We start from the raw sequence: 17,074 nt of genomic DNA, 5'->3' as shown, positions 1-17,074 counted from the left end.
GCTTTATAAGCTAAAGAAATATTGACATGGAAATTTGACTATTTTAATATTATAACGTAAAGTGAAAATGATATTCATTATCAATCATACATATTAGACTACTAATGGTGATAAATAGTGCTTCCAATAAGCCTGTAAGGGGGAGTAATATTGAACATAATGGACGAAAAAAAGTTAGAATATAATTTTGCAATTACATACTCTGACCATCCAAATAAGATATTCGCTACTACACTATCAAATCTAACGAATCCTTTGGAAATGAAAGAGTTTGTAAGTACTTATAGTAATAAGCTAAGGGCCTTAACACCTCAGGTAGCGGCTACTTACTTCTGTAAATATTATGGATGGGTTTTAGCGGGATTTCATTATTTCCATTCATTAAACTATAAAGTGGACATGAGCCCATCTAATATAGAACTTCAATTATTATATGATGGGAATCATGATCATTATGGCTTGGTGTTTAAGTTAGTAGATTCGTCTATTCGAAGTGAAAACCGAGAACAAATAGAGGGAAATATCAAGGAGATCTATTTCGAAAGCGTCCTTCCATTACTTCAAGCCTTCGTATCAGAAACGGGCGTAAGAATTAGAGAGTTATGGGGTCAACTATGCATTGGACTTCACTTTGGTTATGACTTAAATATGAAGGAAGCTATTTCGGATGTACAAAAGTACAATCTCCAACATGACTTTACTTATCTTACAAAGAAAATGGAACCCAATCTTTCCAACGTTAGTAAGAATCCACTTGATATTACATTTCAGATGATCCCAAGTGCCCGAGATCCAGAAACACACCAACGAATGAAACCGTCTTGTTGTCTATACTATTTAACAGAGGCTTCAACTGATAAATGCTACAGTTGCCCAAGAATGAGTGCTGCAGAGAGAGAAGTAAGAAGACTGAAAATCATGGAAAATGCTAACTAAATGATGCTGACTCTCTTATTATTAAGGAAACAAAAGGGACGGTTCTTTGCTTCAACAGTTGAAGCATGAGAACCGTCCCTTTCTGCTATTTTAAAAAAAGTTTCATCCAGGCAAGCCAAACTATATATTTGTGTATCTAATAGATGGAAGACAATACAAAGAGAGGATGAGTACCCATCATACAGTTAGTTAAAAAAGCACAAAAAGGGGACGGTAGCGCCTTTTTAGAGCTTTTCCAACAATATGAAGTTGAGATTTATCGAATGGCCTTTTTATATGTGAAAAATAAAGAGGATGCGTTGGATGTTGTTCAGGAGGTAGCTTATCAGAGTTTTAGTAAAATAAAAACATTAAAAAAGCCAGAGTACTTTAAAACGTGGCTGATCAAGATCGTCATTAACTGTTCCCTTCAGCTTTTAAATAAGAAGAAGAAGGTCATCCAATTAACCCCTGAATTTGATGAGTTTATGGGTTCAAGTGACGAAGATCTTCCTTTAACCCTATCACTTAAAGATGTGATTAATACATTAATGGAAGAAGAGAAGACTGTACTATTACTAAGGTTCTATCACGGATATACATTCAAAGAAATTTCAGAAATGCTAGATATTCCTCTTGGGACCGCTAAGACCGTGTTATATCGCTCGTTAGAGAAACTTCGTAAAGAATTTAAGGAGGTTAAATAAGATGAGTAATAGTTTTATAAGAGAGCTTGAGAAAATTGAGGTTCCTGCCGAGTTACATTTAAGAGCAATGCTAGGGGTTGAAAAAGCTATTTCTGAACAACAGAATAAAAAATATATGAAGTTTAAAAAGCCACTGGCAGCTGCCTCAATCGCATCTGTAGTCGCAATAGGAGTACTTAGTTCACCATCGGTTCAGGCAACGATTCAACAGCTTTTTAGTGTTAATCATATCCAAGAAGGTGAAGCCTTCACTTATATTGGTTGGACTTGGAAGGGATCTGGAGATGCCTCTACATCCTTTCAGTCAATCGGTGAAGTAGAAGAAGAATTTCAGATGAATATTCCTTTCCCAGAAAAGCTGCTTGCCGCTGAAAAAGACTCTCTCTTAAAAGAATATACAGTAAATACCGAGAAGGGAGAATTTGTATCTTTTATGTATTCTCTACGAACAGAAGACCGATTGTATATGGTATCTGCAACCAATCTTCCTAAAGTAACACCAGAGTTTACGGCTAATACGACAAAAGAGACAGTAATCGAAAAAAAAGTGAACATTAATGGAGTATCAGGTACTCTTTTAGGTATATACGAATTGAAAGATTCATACTCGCTTTATTTTCAAACGGACGAATGGAAAATTGTTATTGATGGAACCAACCATGATGGACCTAAACTTACAGAGGAAGAAATGATAAAGATTGCTGAAAGTATCAAGTAAGCCATAATAGATCAGCTAAGGGCTGGTTCTTCTGCTTCGAAATGATGCAAGAGCACCGGTCCCTTGGTTCTGGGACAAGGGACCTGTCCCCATGTCCCTCTAGTTCTAAATTGAGGCCAACCCCCATACTTATTTAGGGAATAAGATGGGGGTGGTCATGTGCAATTTTATTATGGAAATCAGATGCCATTAAGAATATTGGATGAAGCTGAATTTTGGAAGCATCAAGAGGAAGAGCACACGGTGGTGATCCGTGAACTCGTAAAGGGCTTAGAAACTGAATATGTAGAAGCATTAAAAGAATGGGAAAAAGTCCTTTCCAACACGCGTCAAACCGTGGTTCGCTGGATTGAAACGGTGATTCGTTCCGGACAAACTCTTTCTCCAACCTTATATCAGGAAGTACTAAAGTTGGTTAAATACTTGTTAGATGAAAGTATGCAATTCATTAAATTTTGTCAGTATTTAAAAGAAAATAGTGAACCAATCAAGAATAATCCTACTGCGAAAGTGGTCATTGATCATATCATTCGTGAATCAGAGTACTTTGTGGGGATTGCTCAGACGTTATTGTATTCTTAGTCGTGGGACAGGGGGACAGGTACATTGTCCCAGATGTTTGGAAAAGGGACTAGGCTGAACCCCGTTTGGGAGACAGAGAAGTCCCTTTTTTTGAGAGAAACATATTATGTCAAATCAAGCAGACAAAAACTCTTCAATTATTTCATTAAACGTTTCGCTATGCTCCCAAAACATCATATGACCACCAAGTACTTTTACTTTCCCTTGAGGCGCAAGCTTCTGGAGGTAGGCAGTTGCCACCTCGCCCCAGTGCTCTGCCACGATCGTTAGAGTTGGTACAGATTCACTTGCCACTCTTGCTTCCTCACGATAATCACAGAATAATCCCGAAGAAAACAGATTAGCAGCAATGTAGTACGGCGTTTGTAACGATTGCTGGACAATCCAATTTAGCTCCTCTTCCTTTAATTCTCTCTGAACCATGACGCCAGTTGCATAGGCACTGATGAAATCTCGTTGACCTTTAGGATTACGTAAATAAGTATTGTAGGCAGCTGCAAGGTCATCTAATTTACCTTCTACCCAGTCTTGGTCTTCTTGAAGTGATAAGGATTTAGGTGGCATGTCGACCATCACTAGAGATTTGATGTTGTCTGTACCAAACTGACGTATATACTCCCATACTGTTAAACAGCCAAAGGACCATCCTAAAAGGGTAGCACTTTTCACTTGTAACGTTTCAAGCACCTTAGCTAAATCAGTACCATGTGTAATATATTCATTTCCATGAAGGGTGATCGTCGATTTACCATGACTTCTTGGATCAATCACAATGGTGCGATGTGTTTTGGAGAAATGCCGAAGTTGCTCTTGAAACACCTCTGTTGTAAAGGTAAAGCCAGGAATAAATACAATGGGTTCTCCTTCTCCGGCCTCTAGAACATACAGTTCCACACCTGGTTCCACTTCTATGTAGCTTTCTTTTGCCATACATAATCTCCTCCTAACATGTATCTTCATCTTAATATATTCGGCTAACATACAATTACTTCTTTTAAAAAGGAAAAAGGACGATTCTCGTACTTCATAATCGAAGCGTTAGAACCGTCCCCGTGTTAGCTTATTTTACTTCCGATAATGCCTTGATAAATGTGGCGATATCTTCATTTTGAATAGATTCCAACTCTAAGCTACCTTCAAAAAAGCTTTGGATTGATTTTTTTACTTCTTCTATTGGCTCATCTTCTAGATTAGAGATTATGTGTTTCCAATCTCGATGAGTATAGCTGCGTTCTGAATAGTTCTCTGCGATGTGAAGAGCTTCCTTGTAGCTCCCATTGAGTACTACTTCAACAGCAATCCAATTCCCGACAAAACGATGGCTAGCGTCTTCCTGCATGACTTGTTGAAAAAGATTTCGAGCTTCTTCAAGTTGGCCCTGTTTCATTAAGGCCGTGGCATAAATGGATTTTACATACGTAGAAGGTTCTCCGTTCACAATCATTTGATATTGCTTGAACCATGAATTAAATTCTTTCCAGTTTTGTTCATCATAATAATGGCTAACTACTGAGAATAGGGTATCTTCAGTAGGCTGAAGCTCTGCCAACTGAAGCATATACGGTAAGGCCTTATTGAGACCTTTCTCGTAATCCTGTTGCTCTAACCCTATTAGTCTTGTAATCATTTGTAGGCTATGAAGATCGTTTGGATTGCTTTCATAATTCTGTTTGTATTGTTGTAGGGCTTCTTCGATGTCACGCTCCATAACGAGAGAGTCTGCTTTTGTCATCGCTCTCTCTTTTAAATAGAAAACAGGAATCCCTTCCATTGTTTCTTCATTTAAACGATAGCCATTACTTCTCGTCAGGAGATTTCCATTTTTATCATAAGCGGTTACATACCAGGAAAAGCGACCGTTTGTGTTAGAAAAGGCTAATAAACTTTCTGGCTGAATGGTCTCCATGATCGGGTCACCACCATGTACAATTCCTACACTTTTCGCATATAAATCTTCAACGGGAACACCAAGGCTAGTTTGTTTGATTCTCCCGCGGAAAGGGACTCCCATTGAACCTGAATCATATTCAACCTGAAGGCTTAATTCATAGTATTCAGCGTCCGTTACAGGGCTCCACTCGAACGTTAGGGAATCAGTGGTGATCACCTTAAAATCAACAGGAGAATGGGTGGTGATTAATGGCCTAAACTCGATGTTTTCAATGATTTCCGTTTCTCCTTTTACATCAATCCACTCATCCATTTCAACCGGCCACGTCCATCCATCCACTTGGTGAAGGGTGAGCCCTAGTTGGATTTGATAGCTTCCAGGGAGAATTCCGTTAAACTCATAGTGACCATCTTGATTGGTAACGGTGTAAAAGGGATCGTCTGGATTAGGGCTCATGTTTGCAGTTCTTTCATCACGTAAAAATACACCTACGTTTGCAAGAGGTTCTCCGTTACTTTTCACAACTTTTCCTTTAATCGTTGTTAAATTGATTTTTCCATTGTTGAGAGTCTTTTCTAGGTGATTTCTAAGAGACATAAGCTCTGAGATAAACGGGCTGCTATGCAGAAACATGGTGTCATTCTCTATTTCTTCATCTGATTCAAAAGTCTGTTCATCCCATTCCTTCTCTAACTTTTCAATGTCCTTTGTGAGTCGGTTATATGCTTCTTCATATTGTTGGTTTCGCAGCATTTCTTTCACTTCAACTTCAGTAATTTGTGAAAAAACCTCCAAATGATCATCAAGTTTTTGCTCTTTTAAAAAGGTTATAATCTGCTGAAGTTTAGCAGGTTCTCCAGCTCTTTCTGCAAATTCCACTCTTTTGAGCAATAGATTTTGAAATTCATAGGTAGAAGAACCATAACGATTTTGGGCAGCAGCTAATGCTTGATCAGCTTTTTCATATTGATTGTTCTGTGTGTAATGCGAAGCTAATATTTCTGCTGCGCTTTGTATATACCCTGATAACGGTGCATGTAAAATATATTCATGAAGATAAGGAACGATTTCTTCTATAGTAAACAATGGACTAGTCCTATCATGGCTCATCGAGGTCATTGATGAGCCAATATACACGTGATAATGACCAATAGCCGTTGGCTCAATCATGAAATCCTTGATGATTTCCCACCTTTGATTTCCACTCGTACTTTGTAGTAATCCTTCTATCCGTTCACGTGCTTTTGTTTCTTCATTATTTTCTAACTCATGTTGTGCGAGTGTTAGCTCTATTTTAGGCTGAATGAAAAAAGCGAATAAAGGGAGTGCTGCAAACAAAACGAGTAAGAAATACACGAGATACTTTACCTTTATTTTAATTGTCATTTTTTTGCCACCGCCTTTTCATATAAATCACTGTAATAAACATTACCGGATACCTCTACCAACTGACGATGGGGGGATGGTTCTTCCTGAGAGAAAAAAATCGTGGACCCGGCAATTCCGATAAATAGAAGGGTAGCTGTAGCAAAAGGAAGGACAGGGATAGTGATTTCTCTATTCCAAAGTGAGTTCAGTCTCTGCCTGAATGTTTTTGGACGAGTTTCTTGGAGAACCTTATCAAAGGACGTAAACGTTACATCTTGTAATTCCTGGTCTAGCTGTTGTTTCATTCGTTGTTGGTTATTCAGCATGCTTTAACCCTCCTTTAAGTAAAATTTCCTTTAGTAGCTTTCGTCCACGGGAAAGTCTAGTTTTAATGGTACTATCCTTTTCATTAAGCTGATCTGAAATTTCATTTACTTTCAATTCATTAAAGTAGTGTAATGTAATAACTTCCCGGTACTTATAATCAAGTTGCTGAATCGCTATATATAATTCCGTATTTTGTGATAATGTCATCAACATGTCCTCTGGACCATTAACGATTTCATCGTCTTCCAAGTTCTCAAACTTATCTTCAAATCCTACTAGTATATGTTTCCAGCTCCACTTTCGCATTCGAGACCGACAAAGATTCAATGAAATCATCGTCAGCCAATTCCTCAATCGTTCTTCATGCTGAAGTTGATCAATTTTGTCAAACGCCACAATAAAACTATCCTGAACAATCTCTTCAGCTACCTGACGATCCTTCACTAATAAAAATGCGGTTCGAAGAAGATAGTCACCATGGAGTTCCATTAACTGTACAAGTGCCTTTTCTTCTTTTTGCTGTAATCTCTGAACAAGGTTCACTATCTTCTCCTCCTCTCAAGTATATAGATGCTGTTTAAAGTCATTTTGGTTTCACTTATTTGGAAATTTCTTTTGGGACAAATTCATTGTCCTGATTGGGACATAGGGACAGGTACATTGTCCCAGTTGTCTGGCTGCAAGAACTGAACTAAATCCCGAAAAAGTAAGAGTTCTATTTTAGAAATAAATGGTAAAATTATATTATAATATATTTTGAGGTGGTTATCATAAATCTAATAGGTTGGTTGATTGTTATATGTGAAATTGCATTTTGGCTAGTTATTTTAACAGGACTATGTTCTCGTTATGTTTTTAGACGCCCTAAATTGGGGCTGTTTTTCTTAGCGTTGACTCCTGTAATCGATCTCTTTTTGCTTGTGTTCACGAGTGTTGACCTATACAAAGGTGCAACCGCAACCGTAGCACATGCACTTGCAGCTGTATATATCGGGGTCTCGATTGCGTTTGGAAAAAGTATGATTACCTGGGCAGATGACCGATTTCGATATTACTTTTTGAAAGAAGGAGCTAAGCCAATCAAAAGACATGGTACCGAATATGCTCATCACTACTTTAAAGGATGGATCAGGCATTTTATCGCGTATCTAATTGGTTCGGGGATTATGATTACTCTTATTTATATCATTGATGATTCAGCTCGGACCTTAGCTCTACAAGAGTTACTAAAAGTGTGGTCGGTTATTTTAGGAATTGACTTCTTGATTACCGTTTCTAATTATATTTGGCCTAAAAAAGCAAAGAATGTAGCGGGGATGGATGTAAAATAATTGTTATGTATTTCTTCCTGCATTTTCTATTAAATTAGCATTACTTATCTTTTGGAAGGTGAAAATAGTTAATGGCACTTTTGTTAACGAGTATATTTGTTTTATTGTTTATTTGTTTGATTACGACAGGCCTATTAAAAAAGAAAAAAATTTTCTTTCCGCTGCTTGTCATAACAGTGTTATTTACAGGCTATCAGATTACTACCATGATTCAAGTCATAAATGAGAAACAGAAGGAGCAGATTGCTCATACGGTTAGCGAACAAGGTGGAACCTTAGTAGAATATGAGAAGGTATCTGTTCACCAATCTCCTTTTGAGTCATTCGGGATAAGCACTGATGCTGAATACCAGATCTATAAGGTCAAAGTTAACAAGAATGGAAAACCCGAAATCGGTTGGTACCGTACAGTAAATGCGGTAGTGGGAAGTGATGAAGGAGAATGGATATGGGAGCCTAGGGGTAAGTAGTTGGGGGATCGGTCCTAAAGTCTATGATTCTTAATTCGTAAAGTAAAGAGGGAAATTTACATGGTGAGTGTCGATGAAGTTAAATCAGGTGATTATCTTGAGTGTATGGATGGTAATAGTTTTATAGTTAGAAATGGAAAGTTACTGGGCCCAACTGCTTGGATGACTACTGGCATGGGAAAATGGACGATCAAATATCAATCAAGTAGTCTAGAAGGTGTAATTAATGAAGTAAATAAGAATCATGTTATTAGTAGCGTGATTACAGGCCGCTTACATGTGCTATTAAGGATCATTAGCTGATATCCCTATAACCTCGTTAAATAAATGGACAGGGACATTATCATATAAAAAGATTATGTCCCTCAAAAAATTATGCTGTAACTTTTTTTACCGGTATATAGATATCTATCACTTTATTCTCTTTACCATGGCATCTTTCATCATAAAGTTCAAAATCTAGAAATCCTGCATGTTCATAGCCAGACTTAGGAAACCATTCAGTGAATATATAATTCCATGTGGACTGAATGGAAGAGGTAAAGGTAGAATCATCTGATGCCGGTGTTGTAAACACTACGTATTCCATCTCTGAAAAAGTTCTATAAACTAACCCTTCCGGTGCTAGAGTTCCCTCTGGTACTTCCACCCCAATTACATACACAAACTCTCCAGTTTCAGTAGAAAAATCCGTGCAGATTCCTAATTCCTCTTTGCAGTTTAGAGGATTTGGAATGTTCTCATATAACTTCTTTTGAAGATATAATTGCCAGAATTCCGGAATGTCTTTATTATTCTGACCATCAATGTTCTTTGTGTTCAATTCATACCCAATGACATAAAATTCAGGCTTAGTGATAAATTTTGGTTCCAAGATTTGTCCTCCTTGAACGATTACTTTTTTGAGGAAGGCCTTTCCAAGTAGGGGGCCAGATAATGAATTCGCCGTACGATATTGATTAGGAGAGACGCCGTAGAACTTTTTAAAAGCTCGGTTAAACGACTCGTGGTATTGAAAACCGACCTCCATCGCGATATCAATCACCTTTTCATCCGAATAATAGAGTAGTTCCGCAGCCAGCGTAAGACGCCTTTTTCTAACATACTCCATGACGGATACGCCAACGAGGGTTTGAAATACTCGATGATAATGATAAGGAGAAAAGCATGCGATTTCTGCTAAGTCTTCAAGTGTCATAGTTTCCTGGAGATTCTTTTCAATATAATCTAGTGTCTGACTGATGCTAGCGACATAATCCATGTCAGCCCACCTCCCTAAAACCAATATAGCAGTATATTATAAATGCTTCTTAACATTTTTTGCTATTTTTAGCGTACAATGACAATCGTGATATGGATAGTCTATGTGTAAAATTTTAGTTGGGAAACTAAAGGGGATCGTTCGTGGTAGAAATACGAGGAGGAAATGAGGAACTGCTACAAAAACAAAAGGATAGTCAACTAGGACTATCCTCTTTCCATCAAGCTATATGGTTCTAAGATTTATCTTTAATATGTTTTTTGTACTTTGACTCCGTAGTGAGATAATAATAAATCCCAAAAACTAATCCTAAAAAGAGTGCACGTGTGATGTGTTCAGTTATTGTTTGGTCTATACGAAGGATAACAGCAAGTCCCAATAATACGAAGAACACAACGGTTCCATATAATAAAATTCCATACAGTAGTACGAATCGTACTAGACCCAATTTTCTAGTTCTCTCCCATTTTTCCCAGTTGAAAGACATGATTATTACTCCTTTTTATAAAACAGAATCTATTCCCATAAGTTGTATTCTCCATTATGTCCCCAATACTTAATTAATAAAACCGCTATACACCATGCCAATATTAACTACTATATGAAAGACAATGCTAGGATAGATGCTGTTTGTTTTAAGGGTAATGACTGCGTATATGATTCCAGCAACTGAGATTAATAAACTGAGAGGTAGTGAAAAACCAATTGCGAGATGGAGAAGTCCAAAACCGATACTTGTAACGAAAATAGCATATCCTGTGGACACGAATTCCTTAAGAGCCGAAAGCATGATTCCTCTCCAAATCACTTCCTCAAAAAAGGCGTTTATGAGTGAGAAGAATAAACAAAACAGTAATAACAATAGGGTAAACTCAAGTTTCTGTTGAACAATAATAATTGAATAAACCATTACGTTAACAACTATACCAATCATCCAAAAACAAAACACATTTACTTTATGGAACTTTAAGTCTATATGATGTTCCAAATCAGGCTTATTGTTGAACCAAGATATCTTCTTCTTATAGAAAAGGAAGTTAAGGACCAGTCCTATTAGGATAAAAATAAGAAAAAGACGGTTAAGAATGATTTTAATTTCATTTGAAATGGATAGTGCTCCAACGAAGTGATTAGCAACCATGAATACAACAAAACCTATTAGAAATGATAACATCAGTGAGGTAATGAATCGTTTTTCCCTATTTATTAACAGAAAGATTAGTAATCCCAAAATAGGAAACATAGCCAGAACTTCTTGTTGAAAGGAGATCGCAGTAATCCCTAAAAAAAACAAAGCAGCAATAACAAGTAACAGAAAAATTACCTCCTTTCCACTTTCATCACAATCGTAAATACTTATTACATGATTTTAACATAAATATCCAGTAGGTAAGGTAAGATTCAATCTCCCCGAAGGTGTTGTTTTGGGACAAGGTACCTGTCCCTGCGTCCCAAAAAGTTTCTATAGAAAGTTCAGTCTAGTAAGAATATAATAGGAATTACGAAACCGCTTTCTTTAGGAGGTAACAACACATGAAAAAAGTATTGGGTCTTGGTATTATAGGTATTGTTTTAGTTTCTATTATTGTGATGGTATTTACTTTTATGAATTCTTCTTCTGTCAGTAAGTTGAGTATTGCTGAAGTTGAGGGACAGAAGGTATTAGTAGATGAAAAGGGAGAGGTCGTTCAGCTTAGAGGAATGAGTGCTCATGGTTTGCAATGGTACTCTAGTATCTTAAACGAAAACGCTTTCGCTGCATTCAAAAATGACTGGAATGCAAATGTTGTTCGACTTCCATTGTATATTGGCGAGAATGGATATGCTAAAAATCCAGAAGCGATGATGGAAAAAATGATTAAGGGAATTGACCTTGCCATCGCTAATGATCTTTATGTGATTGTTGATTGGCATGTGCATTATCCAGGAGATCCAAATCATGAAGACTATGCAGGTGCAATGGACTTTTTTAAAGAGATTTCATCGCTTTATCCAAACCATCCTAATATTATTTATGAAGTAGCCAATGAACCAAGTGAGCGAGGAGACGGTGTAACGAATGATCGAGAAGGCTGGTTAAAGGTAAAGACCTATGCAGAGCCAATTATTAAAATGCTTCGTGATCATGGTAATGAAAATCTAGTTCTTGTTGGTTCGCCGAGCTGGAGTCAAAGACCTGATTTAGCTGCAGATGATCCGATTGATGATTCAAACACGGCTTATACGTTACACTTTTATTCTGGATCTCATAGCGACGGGCATGTAATGAATAATGCTAAGTATGCTTTAGAAAATGGTGTTGCCGTATTCGTTTCTGAATTTGGTACAAGTGAATCAAATGGACATAATGGTCCTTATATAGAAGAATCAGATGAGTGGTTAGATTTCCTTGATGAACATCATGTGAGTTGGGTAAACTGGTCTGCGTCAAACAAGTATGAATCTTCTGCAGTCTTAATGCCGGATACGAACATGGATCCAGGTGAAGACCAGGTGTGGAGTGATGAAGAGATCACAGAAGCGGGGCATTATATTCGTGATAGATTACTAGGGAAATAAGGTTAAACCCTATCCACTGCAGAGGTGGGTAGGGTTTTTTTTATCTAAGCTAGCCTACGTCTACGCCAAGGGACAGGTTTTTCTGCTTTGAAAGAAAAAGCGTGAACATCCTGAAATAAGGCAGTTTCAAAATAGGTAGAGTGCTGACTTCTTAGACCTGGGACAAGGTGCCTGTCCCCTTGTCCCAACGAACGAGGTCTTGTCCCTACCATTTATTAAGTTTCTTAATGGACGGGATAAGAAAGAGTCATAGGTTATTTATAAATATTTGGAAAATACTGACCATTGTTGTAATAGTATGAATGAAAGAGTAATACATACATAGCAAGAGGAGGAAGAAGTGATGAGGTTTAGTTATGTTTCCCATTTATATTGTCCAAAGTGTTCGTTAACGTATGATTTGAATCAAGTTCAGCATCTATGTGAATGCGGTGCGCCTTTGCTTGTTGAATATGACCTCACTAGTATGAAAGAGAATTGGAAGCCAAGTGACCTCGTTGGAAGAAGAAATGATCTCTGGCGATATCATGAATTGTTGCCATTGCAAAGGGAAGAAAATATCGTTTCGATGGGGGAAGGGATGACTCCGTTAGTGTTAATGGAGAAGCTTGGTGAGGATATGGAAATTCCTCTGTTATATATGAAGGATGAAGGCGTCATTCCAACCGGTACCTTTAAGGCTAGAGGGGCTGCAGTAGGAGTGTCGAAGGCAAAGGAATTAGGCGTGAAAGAGTTGGCCATGCCTACAAATGGGAATGCTGGCGCCGCGTGGTCTCTTTATGCAGCAAAGTCAGGAATTGCCTCCACGATTGTAATGCCGGTTGATGCACCGATGATTACCCGAAATGAATGTGCAGTGGCTGGTGCAAATCTTTACTTAGTAAACGGTTTAATTAGTGATGCTGGGAAGATTGTGGCTCAGGCTGTAAAAGAGCATGATCTCTATGATGTATCTACGTTAAAAGAACCATATCGTATTGAAGGTAAGAAAACGATGGGGTTAGAGATTGCAGAACAACTAGGTTGGGAGGTTCCTGATGTCATTCTCTATCCAACTGGTGGCGGTGTTGGTTTAATTGGTATTTATAAAGCTTTAAAAGAGCTTCAACAATTAGGTTGGATTGGCGAAAAAATGCCTAGATTAGTAGCCGTACAATCAGACGGTTGTGCACCAATCGTGAAGGCATGGCAAGAAGGAAAAACAGAATCTGAGTTTTGGCATGATTCTGAGACGATTGCTTTTGGAATTAATGTACCTAAAGCATTAGGAGACTTCTTAGTTCTTCAGGCTGTTTATGAAACAGAAGGCTGCGCGGTTTCCGTTAATGATCGTGATGTTATTGAAGAACTGAAGCTCATTTCCCAAAAAGAAGGTGCTTTCGTTTGTCCAGAAGGGGCTGCAGCATTCCTAGCAGCAAGACAATTACGAAAGGAAGGCTGGATTCAAGCAACTGATCAAGTGGTTGTTCTAAATACAGGGGCAGGAATCAAATATCCTAATACAGTGGAAGTTGAAATTCCCAGGCTTAATAAGGAGGAGAAAATAGGGCCAAAAAATGTAACACTACAATAATCTAAGTCTAAAATGAAAACGCTATCATTAAAGGTTTTATTACTTTGGGTAAAGGAGTGATTACACTTGAAAGAATTAAAAACCAACCTAGCCCCTGCCGCAATAGGCCCTTATTCACAAGCCATTGATACTGGAAATGTAGTTTTTGTCTCAGGTCAGCTACCTATTAATCCACAAACAAATGAATTAGTTCAAGGTGATATTGGTGTACAAACGGAACAAGTAATGAAAAACATCGGGGCAATCCTAGCTGCAGCTGACCTTTCTTATCAACATATCGCCAAAGCAACAGTGTTTATGAAGTCGTTAGAGGACTTTTCAGCCTTTAATGAAGTCTATTCAACATTTTTATCAGAGCCTTATCCTGCAAGGGCTACCTTTGAAGTGAGTCGTCTACCGAAAGACGCAGAAATTGAGATTGAAATCATCGCTGTCAAAAGTTCAGGATGTAATCAATAATAATTTAAAGGAGGAAAACTGATGAAAAAGAATTTTGGGCTTCAAATTGCTGTAGCATTTATCCTTGCCGTAGTCGTGGGAGTCATTATGGGAGAAAGAGCTTCGTTTGTGCAACCTCTTGGGGACTTATTCTTACGATTAATCAAGTTTATCATTGTTCCTTTAATTCTCTCAACCATCGTAGTAGGAATTACGAGTGCAGGGGATATGAAGAAACTAAGCCGCTTAGGTGGAAAAACAATCGCTTATTACCTACTAACTAGCTTGATTGCTGTGTCAATTGGGTTAGGTGCTGGAGTGGTCTTCTCCCCAGGTTCTGGACTCGACATCACTCTTAGTGAAACGGCAGCTGAACCGAAAGAATCTCCTGGTGTGATTAACACATTATTAAATATTATTCCTACCAACCCTGTTGAATCATTAGCAACCGGATCTGTCCTACAAATTATCTTCTTTGCCATCTTCTTAGGGATCGGAATTATCATCGTTGGAGAAAAGGCAACCCCTGTCCTACACTTCTTTGAAGGCCTATCTGAAGTCATGTATAAGATTACCGCAATTGTAATGAAATTAGTTCCAATTGGTATTTTTGGATTATTAGCACCCATTGTAGGGACTTATGGGGTATCGGTATTGTTACCATTAATAAAAGTCATTATCGCGATGGCAGTTGCAGCTATCATTCATGTGGTATTTGTTTATTCACTCGCAGTCAAGTCATTTGGAAAGATGAATCCTCTCTATTTTTTCAAAGGTATATCACCAGCTGCAGCTGTTGCCTTCTCAACATGTAGTAGCTCAGGAACGTTACCTGTAACGATGAAAAACACACAAGAAAACCTAGGCGTTTCTAAAGAAACCAGCAGCTTCATCTTACCATTAGGAGCAACTGTCAATATGGATGGAACAGCTATTTACCTAGGAATTGCTACCCTGTTTATTGCTCAATACTTTGGCGTTGATCTTTCGTTTATGCAAATGTTGATGGTTGCGCTAGTAGCAACATTAGCATCGATAGGAGCTGCTGGAGTTCCTGGAGCTGGAATGGTTATGCTGACAATGGTATTAACCTCTGTCAATCTCCCATTAGAGGGAATTGCCCTAATAGCTGGAATTGATCGTGTACTAGATATGATGAGAACCAGTGTAAATGTCATTGGTGATGCCTCTGCGTGTGTGGTCGTAGAGAATTCGGAAAGGAATTCTACCGTTGTTCCAGACAATAGCCAACCGGTTTAATATCTAAATAAAGGATGAAAAATGTAAAAAAGGGACTCTGCTATATATTAACTGACCATTAAAATATAAAATTAAAAGACAGACCATTAGGCATTATTGGTTTGTCTTTTTTAGTGGAAAATTTTTTGGATGATTAGATAATTAAGGATGAGGAATTTGTTTTGAAATTTTCGAAGTGATGAATCAAGAGGATTTAAGTAACTAAATGGGTTTTATTTATAAGAAAATGAAACATAATTCGTTTCAATACGTCAATTAAAGAAGATCCAATGATAAAGGAAAGGATTTTTGATTATGATTGAAAGTGTAAGTCATATCACTTTTGTTGCAAAAGATTTAGACAAGACTACTGAACTATTTAAAGAATTATTCGGAGCTAAAGAGGTTTATTATAGTGGAGATCAAATACATTCTTTATCTAAAGAAAGGTTTTTCATAATTGGAGGACAATGGATAGCGGTTATGGAAAATAAAGATATTGTAAATAGAACTTACCATCATGTTGCTTTTAAAATTAAAGAAGAAGATATAGATATGTATCTAAATAAAGTAAAAAAGTTGAACTTAGATATGAAACCACCAAGACCAAGAATAAAAGGCGAAGGGTACTCTATTTATTTTTATGATTATGATCATAATCTTTTTGAACTACATACAGGGACATTAGAAGAAAGATTATCCTCTTATAAAGCAGTGGATCGTAAAGAGTGAATCTTAAAATAAGGCATTCAAATAAGATGGTAAAACAATAATTGTAAAATGGTGAGTTAAGTTCTTAGATTAATAGTCTAATAGTTCAAAGGGGAGAAGAAGTTGCTTATATTTATATTAATTGGAGTCTTTTATTTGCCATTTTTAATATATCTCTTCAGTAAATATACTATGTATTCGGAAGGGGTGGATCATCAAAAGCGAAAAGCAATTGCATTTGGATTTATAATAAGTGTAAGTATTTTTAGTGTGATTGATCGCTTCTTTATTAAATTATCAGACCAAATGACTTTGTTAGCTTTAGTATTGATGATCATTTCTTTCTCACTTTATATGTTTGTTGTAATAATAGGGGATAAGAAGCAAAAGTCCATAACGTGATCTTTTTTCACAATCAGACAGAAAGCATTTTTCTTAAAGGGGTAAGTAAATGAAATTACGTTTAGTGAGAGGATCAGACTATTATACTTTATCGCCACTTATTAATGAGTGGTGGGGTGGAAGAGATATGTCTGATATGTTGCCAAAATTATTTTTTGATCATTTTAAAAATACAAGCTTTATTGCGGAAAAGGATGGGAAGATTGTAGGCTTTCTTATTGGATTTCTGTCCCAATCACAACCTGATGAGTCATATATTCACTTTGTTGGAGTTCATCCTGATTTCAGAAAACATAAGATTGGGAAGGAGCTATACAACCAGTTTTTTAATGTGGTAAAACAAAACGGACGTCATATAATCCGCTGTGAAACGTCGCCTGTTAACAAAGGTTCGATTGCCTACCATACCAAAATGGGATTTGAAATAGAAAGTGGAGATAAAAAAATTGATGGTATTGATGTGTTTACCAACTATGACGGATCAAATCAAGACAGAGTTTTATTTATAAAATATCTTGATTAACTATAGTGACTTTTCTTCAGCAACGGGTGATTGTAAAGAAATGCCCTAGCATGTTAGTG

At 37.3% G+C, this 17,074-nt stretch carries 21 protein-coding genes; 14 read left to right on the top strand and 7 right to left on the bottom strand.

Translation table 11 applies throughout. The features are described 5' to 3' along the window. Window positions 1-159: 159 nt before the first annotated feature. The 4 genes from G4D63_RS17425 to G4D63_RS17410 all read left to right on the top strand — a co-directional run bounded on the left by G4D63_RS17425 (window position 160) and on the right by G4D63_RS17410 (window position 2,922). The gene (locus G4D63_RS17425; protein WP_338024006.1) at window positions 160-936 is read left to right on the top strand and encodes a (2Fe-2S)-binding protein; all 777 of its coding nucleotides are present in this window, start codon (window positions 160-162) and stop codon (window positions 934-936) included. A gap of 263 nt (window positions 937-1,199) precedes the next feature. After that, complete coding sequence (locus G4D63_RS17420; protein WP_205603892.1) at window positions 1,200-1,622, top strand: sigma-70 family RNA polymerase sigma factor; 423 nt, start codon at window positions 1,200-1,202, stop codon at window positions 1,620-1,622. 1 nt (window position 1,623) lies between these two features. After that, window positions 1,624-2,340 carry a DUF4367 domain-containing protein gene (locus G4D63_RS17415; protein WP_163181085.1) on the top strand — a complete coding sequence of 239 codons (717 nt, stop codon included), beginning with the start codon at window positions 1,624-1,626 and terminating at the stop codon, window positions 2,338-2,340. A gap of 159 nt (window positions 2,341-2,499) precedes the next feature. Further along, window positions 2,500-2,922 (top strand): DUF2935 domain-containing protein, encoded by a 423-nt coding sequence (locus G4D63_RS17410; RefSeq protein ID WP_163181083.1) that lies wholly within the window; start codon window positions 2,500-2,502, stop codon window positions 2,920-2,922. Window positions 2,923-3,036: 114 nt separating this feature from the next. Here the strand turns inward: G4D63_RS17410 and G4D63_RS17405 are convergent, their stop codons facing one another. The 4 genes from G4D63_RS17405 to G4D63_RS17390 form a co-directional block, all read right to left on the bottom strand. Beyond that, complete coding sequence (locus tag G4D63_RS17405) at window positions 3,037-3,852, bottom strand: alpha/beta fold hydrolase (protein ID WP_163181081.1); 816 nt, start codon at window positions 3,850-3,852, stop codon at window positions 3,037-3,039. Window positions 3,853-3,982: 130 nt separating this feature from the next. Continuing rightward, window positions 3,983-6,199 (bottom strand): carboxypeptidase-like regulatory domain-containing protein, encoded by a 2,217-nt coding sequence (locus G4D63_RS17400; protein WP_163181079.1) that lies wholly within the window; start codon window positions 6,197-6,199, stop codon window positions 3,983-3,985. Further along, a complete protein-coding gene (locus G4D63_RS17395; RefSeq protein ID WP_163181077.1) occupies window positions 6,196-6,507 on the bottom strand; it encodes a hypothetical protein in 312 nt (103 codons plus the stop codon). Before G4D63_RS17395 ends, G4D63_RS17400 begins: the two co-directional genes overlap by 4 nt. Then, window positions 6,497-7,051: a sigma-70 family RNA polymerase sigma factor gene (locus tag G4D63_RS17390; protein WP_163181075.1), complete on the bottom strand. Its 555-nt coding sequence runs from the start codon at window positions 7,049-7,051 to the stop codon at window positions 6,497-6,499. Before G4D63_RS17390 ends, G4D63_RS17395 begins: the two co-directional genes overlap by 11 nt. 227 nt (window positions 7,052-7,278) lie before the next feature. Here G4D63_RS17390 and G4D63_RS17385 point away from each other — a divergent pair, with 227 nt between their 5' ends. The 3 genes from G4D63_RS17385 to G4D63_RS17375 all read left to right on the top strand — a co-directional run bounded on the left by G4D63_RS17385 (window position 7,279) and on the right by G4D63_RS17375 (window position 8,612). Next, entirely contained in the window at window positions 7,279-7,839 is a 561-nt protein-coding gene (locus G4D63_RS17385) for a hypothetical protein (protein ID WP_163181208.1), read from the top strand. 71 nt (window positions 7,840-7,910) lie between these two features. Beyond that, complete coding sequence (locus tag G4D63_RS17380) at window positions 7,911-8,309, top strand: hypothetical protein (RefSeq protein WP_163181073.1); 399 nt, start codon at window positions 7,911-7,913, stop codon at window positions 8,307-8,309. Between the two features lie 60 nt (window positions 8,310-8,369). Then, window positions 8,370-8,612: a hypothetical protein gene (locus G4D63_RS17375; RefSeq protein WP_163181071.1), complete on the top strand. Its 243-nt coding sequence runs from the start codon at window positions 8,370-8,372 to the stop codon at window positions 8,610-8,612. 70 nt (window positions 8,613-8,682) lie between these two features. Here the strand turns inward: G4D63_RS17375 and G4D63_RS17370 are convergent, their stop codons facing one another. The 3 genes from G4D63_RS17370 to G4D63_RS17360 form a co-directional block, all read right to left on the bottom strand. Next, the gene (locus G4D63_RS17370; RefSeq protein WP_163181069.1) at window positions 8,683-9,570 is read right to left on the bottom strand and encodes an AraC family transcriptional regulator; all 888 of its coding nucleotides are present in this window, start codon (window positions 9,568-9,570) and stop codon (window positions 8,683-8,685) included. A gap of 235 nt (window positions 9,571-9,805) precedes the next feature. Then, window positions 9,806-10,057, bottom strand: a complete 252-nt coding sequence (locus G4D63_RS17365; RefSeq protein WP_163181067.1) for a hypothetical protein — start codon at window positions 10,055-10,057, stop codon at window positions 9,806-9,808. Between the two features lie 69 nt (window positions 10,058-10,126). Beyond that, window positions 10,127-10,813, bottom strand: coding sequence for a CPBP family intramembrane glutamic endopeptidase (locus G4D63_RS17360; RefSeq protein WP_163181065.1), 687 nt, complete (start codon window positions 10,811-10,813; stop codon window positions 10,127-10,129). A gap of 290 nt (window positions 10,814-11,103) precedes the next feature. On the opposite strand from G4D63_RS17360, the gene G4D63_RS17355 reads away from it, so the two are divergent. The 7 genes from G4D63_RS17355 to G4D63_RS17325 all read left to right on the top strand — a co-directional run bounded on the left by G4D63_RS17355 (window position 11,104) and on the right by G4D63_RS17325 (window position 17,015). After that, on the top strand, window positions 11,104-12,129 hold the full coding sequence (locus G4D63_RS17355; RefSeq protein ID WP_163181063.1) for a glycoside hydrolase family 5 protein: 1,026 nt from the start codon (window positions 11,104-11,106) through the stop codon (window positions 12,127-12,129). Between the two features lie 343 nt (window positions 12,130-12,472). Continuing rightward, the gene (locus G4D63_RS17350) at window positions 12,473-13,702 is read left to right on the top strand and encodes a threonine synthase (protein WP_163181061.1); all 1,230 of its coding nucleotides are present in this window, start codon (window positions 12,473-12,475) and stop codon (window positions 13,700-13,702) included. A 66-nt stretch (window positions 13,703-13,768) separates the two neighbouring features. Beyond that, window positions 13,769-14,161 (top strand): RidA family protein, encoded by a 393-nt coding sequence (locus G4D63_RS17345; protein WP_163181059.1) that lies wholly within the window; start codon window positions 13,769-13,771, stop codon window positions 14,159-14,161. Between the two features lie 21 nt (window positions 14,162-14,182). Then, window positions 14,183-15,400, top strand: coding sequence for a dicarboxylate/amino acid:cation symporter (locus tag G4D63_RS17340; RefSeq protein WP_163181057.1), 1,218 nt, complete (start codon window positions 14,183-14,185; stop codon window positions 15,398-15,400). 294 nt (window positions 15,401-15,694) lie between these two features. Next, window positions 15,695-16,111, top strand: a complete 417-nt coding sequence (gene fosX / locus G4D63_RS17335; protein WP_163181055.1) for a FosX/FosE/FosI family fosfomycin resistance hydrolase — start codon at window positions 15,695-15,697, stop codon at window positions 16,109-16,111. A gap of 135 nt (window positions 16,112-16,246) precedes the next feature. Further along, the gene (locus G4D63_RS17330) at window positions 16,247-16,492 is read left to right on the top strand and encodes a hypothetical protein (protein ID WP_163181053.1); all 246 of its coding nucleotides are present in this window, start codon (window positions 16,247-16,249) and stop codon (window positions 16,490-16,492) included. A 49-nt stretch (window positions 16,493-16,541) separates the two neighbouring features. After that, window positions 16,542-17,015 (top strand): GNAT family N-acetyltransferase, encoded by a 474-nt coding sequence (locus tag G4D63_RS17325; protein WP_163181051.1) that lies wholly within the window; start codon window positions 16,542-16,544, stop codon window positions 17,013-17,015. Window positions 17,016-17,074: the final 59 nt, after the last annotated feature.

This window comes from Bacillus mesophilus (assembly GCF_011008845.1).
GTDB lineage: Bacteria > Bacillota > Bacilli > Bacillales > SA4 > Bacillus_BS > Bacillus_BS mesophilus.
The sequence above is the reverse complement of the archived record's forward strand: the minus strand, read 5'-3'. Positions and strand labels throughout refer to the sequence as shown.

Excerpts from the sequence above, each read along its gene's own strand:
- G4D63_RS17425 (WP_338024006.1), top strand. The coding sequence starts at position 160 with ATGGACGAAAAAAAGTTAGAATATAATTTTGCAATTACATACTCTGAC.
- G4D63_RS17420 (WP_205603892.1), top strand. The coding sequence starts at position 1,200 with ATGGCCTTTTTATATGTGAAAAATAAAGAGGATGCGTTGGATGTTGTT.
- G4D63_RS17415 (WP_163181085.1), top strand. The coding sequence starts at position 1,624 with ATGAGTAATAGTTTTATAAGAGAGCTTGAGAAAATTGAGGTTCCTGCC.
- G4D63_RS17405 (WP_163181081.1), bottom strand. The coding sequence starts at position 3,852 with ATGGCAAAAGAAAGCTACATAGAAGTGGAACCAGGTGTGGAACTGTAT.
- G4D63_RS17400 (WP_163181079.1), bottom strand. The coding sequence starts at position 6,199 with ATGACAATTAAAATAAAGGTAAAGTATCTCGTGTATTTCTTACTCGTT.
- G4D63_RS17395 (WP_163181077.1), bottom strand. The coding sequence starts at position 6,507 with ATGCTGAATAACCAACAACGAATGAAACAACAGCTAGACCAGGAATTA.
- G4D63_RS17380 (WP_163181073.1), top strand. The coding sequence starts at position 7,911 with ATGGCACTTTTGTTAACGAGTATATTTGTTTTATTGTTTATTTGTTTG.
- G4D63_RS17375 (WP_163181071.1), top strand. The coding sequence starts at position 8,370 with ATGGTGAGTGTCGATGAAGTTAAATCAGGTGATTATCTTGAGTGTATG.
- G4D63_RS17370 (WP_163181069.1), bottom strand. The coding sequence starts at position 9,570 with ATGGATTATGTCGCTAGCATCAGTCAGACACTAGATTATATTGAAAAG.
- G4D63_RS17365 (WP_163181067.1), bottom strand. The coding sequence starts at position 10,057 with ATGTCTTTCAACTGGGAAAAATGGGAGAGAACTAGAAAATTGGGTCTA.
- G4D63_RS17360 (WP_163181065.1), bottom strand. The coding sequence starts at position 10,813 with ATGTTTCCTATTTTGGGATTACTAATCTTTCTGTTAATAAATAGGGAA.
- G4D63_RS17355 (WP_163181063.1), top strand. The coding sequence starts at position 11,104 with ATGAAAAAAGTATTGGGTCTTGGTATTATAGGTATTGTTTTAGTTTCT.
- G4D63_RS17350 (WP_163181061.1), top strand. The coding sequence starts at position 12,473 with ATGAGGTTTAGTTATGTTTCCCATTTATATTGTCCAAAGTGTTCGTTA.
- G4D63_RS17340 (WP_163181057.1), top strand. The coding sequence starts at position 14,183 with ATGAAAAAGAATTTTGGGCTTCAAATTGCTGTAGCATTTATCCTTGCC.
- fosX (WP_163181055.1), top strand. The coding sequence starts at position 15,695 with ATGATTGAAAGTGTAAGTCATATCACTTTTGTTGCAAAAGATTTAGAC.
- G4D63_RS17325 (WP_163181051.1), top strand. The coding sequence starts at position 16,542 with ATGAAATTACGTTTAGTGAGAGGATCAGACTATTATACTTTATCGCCA.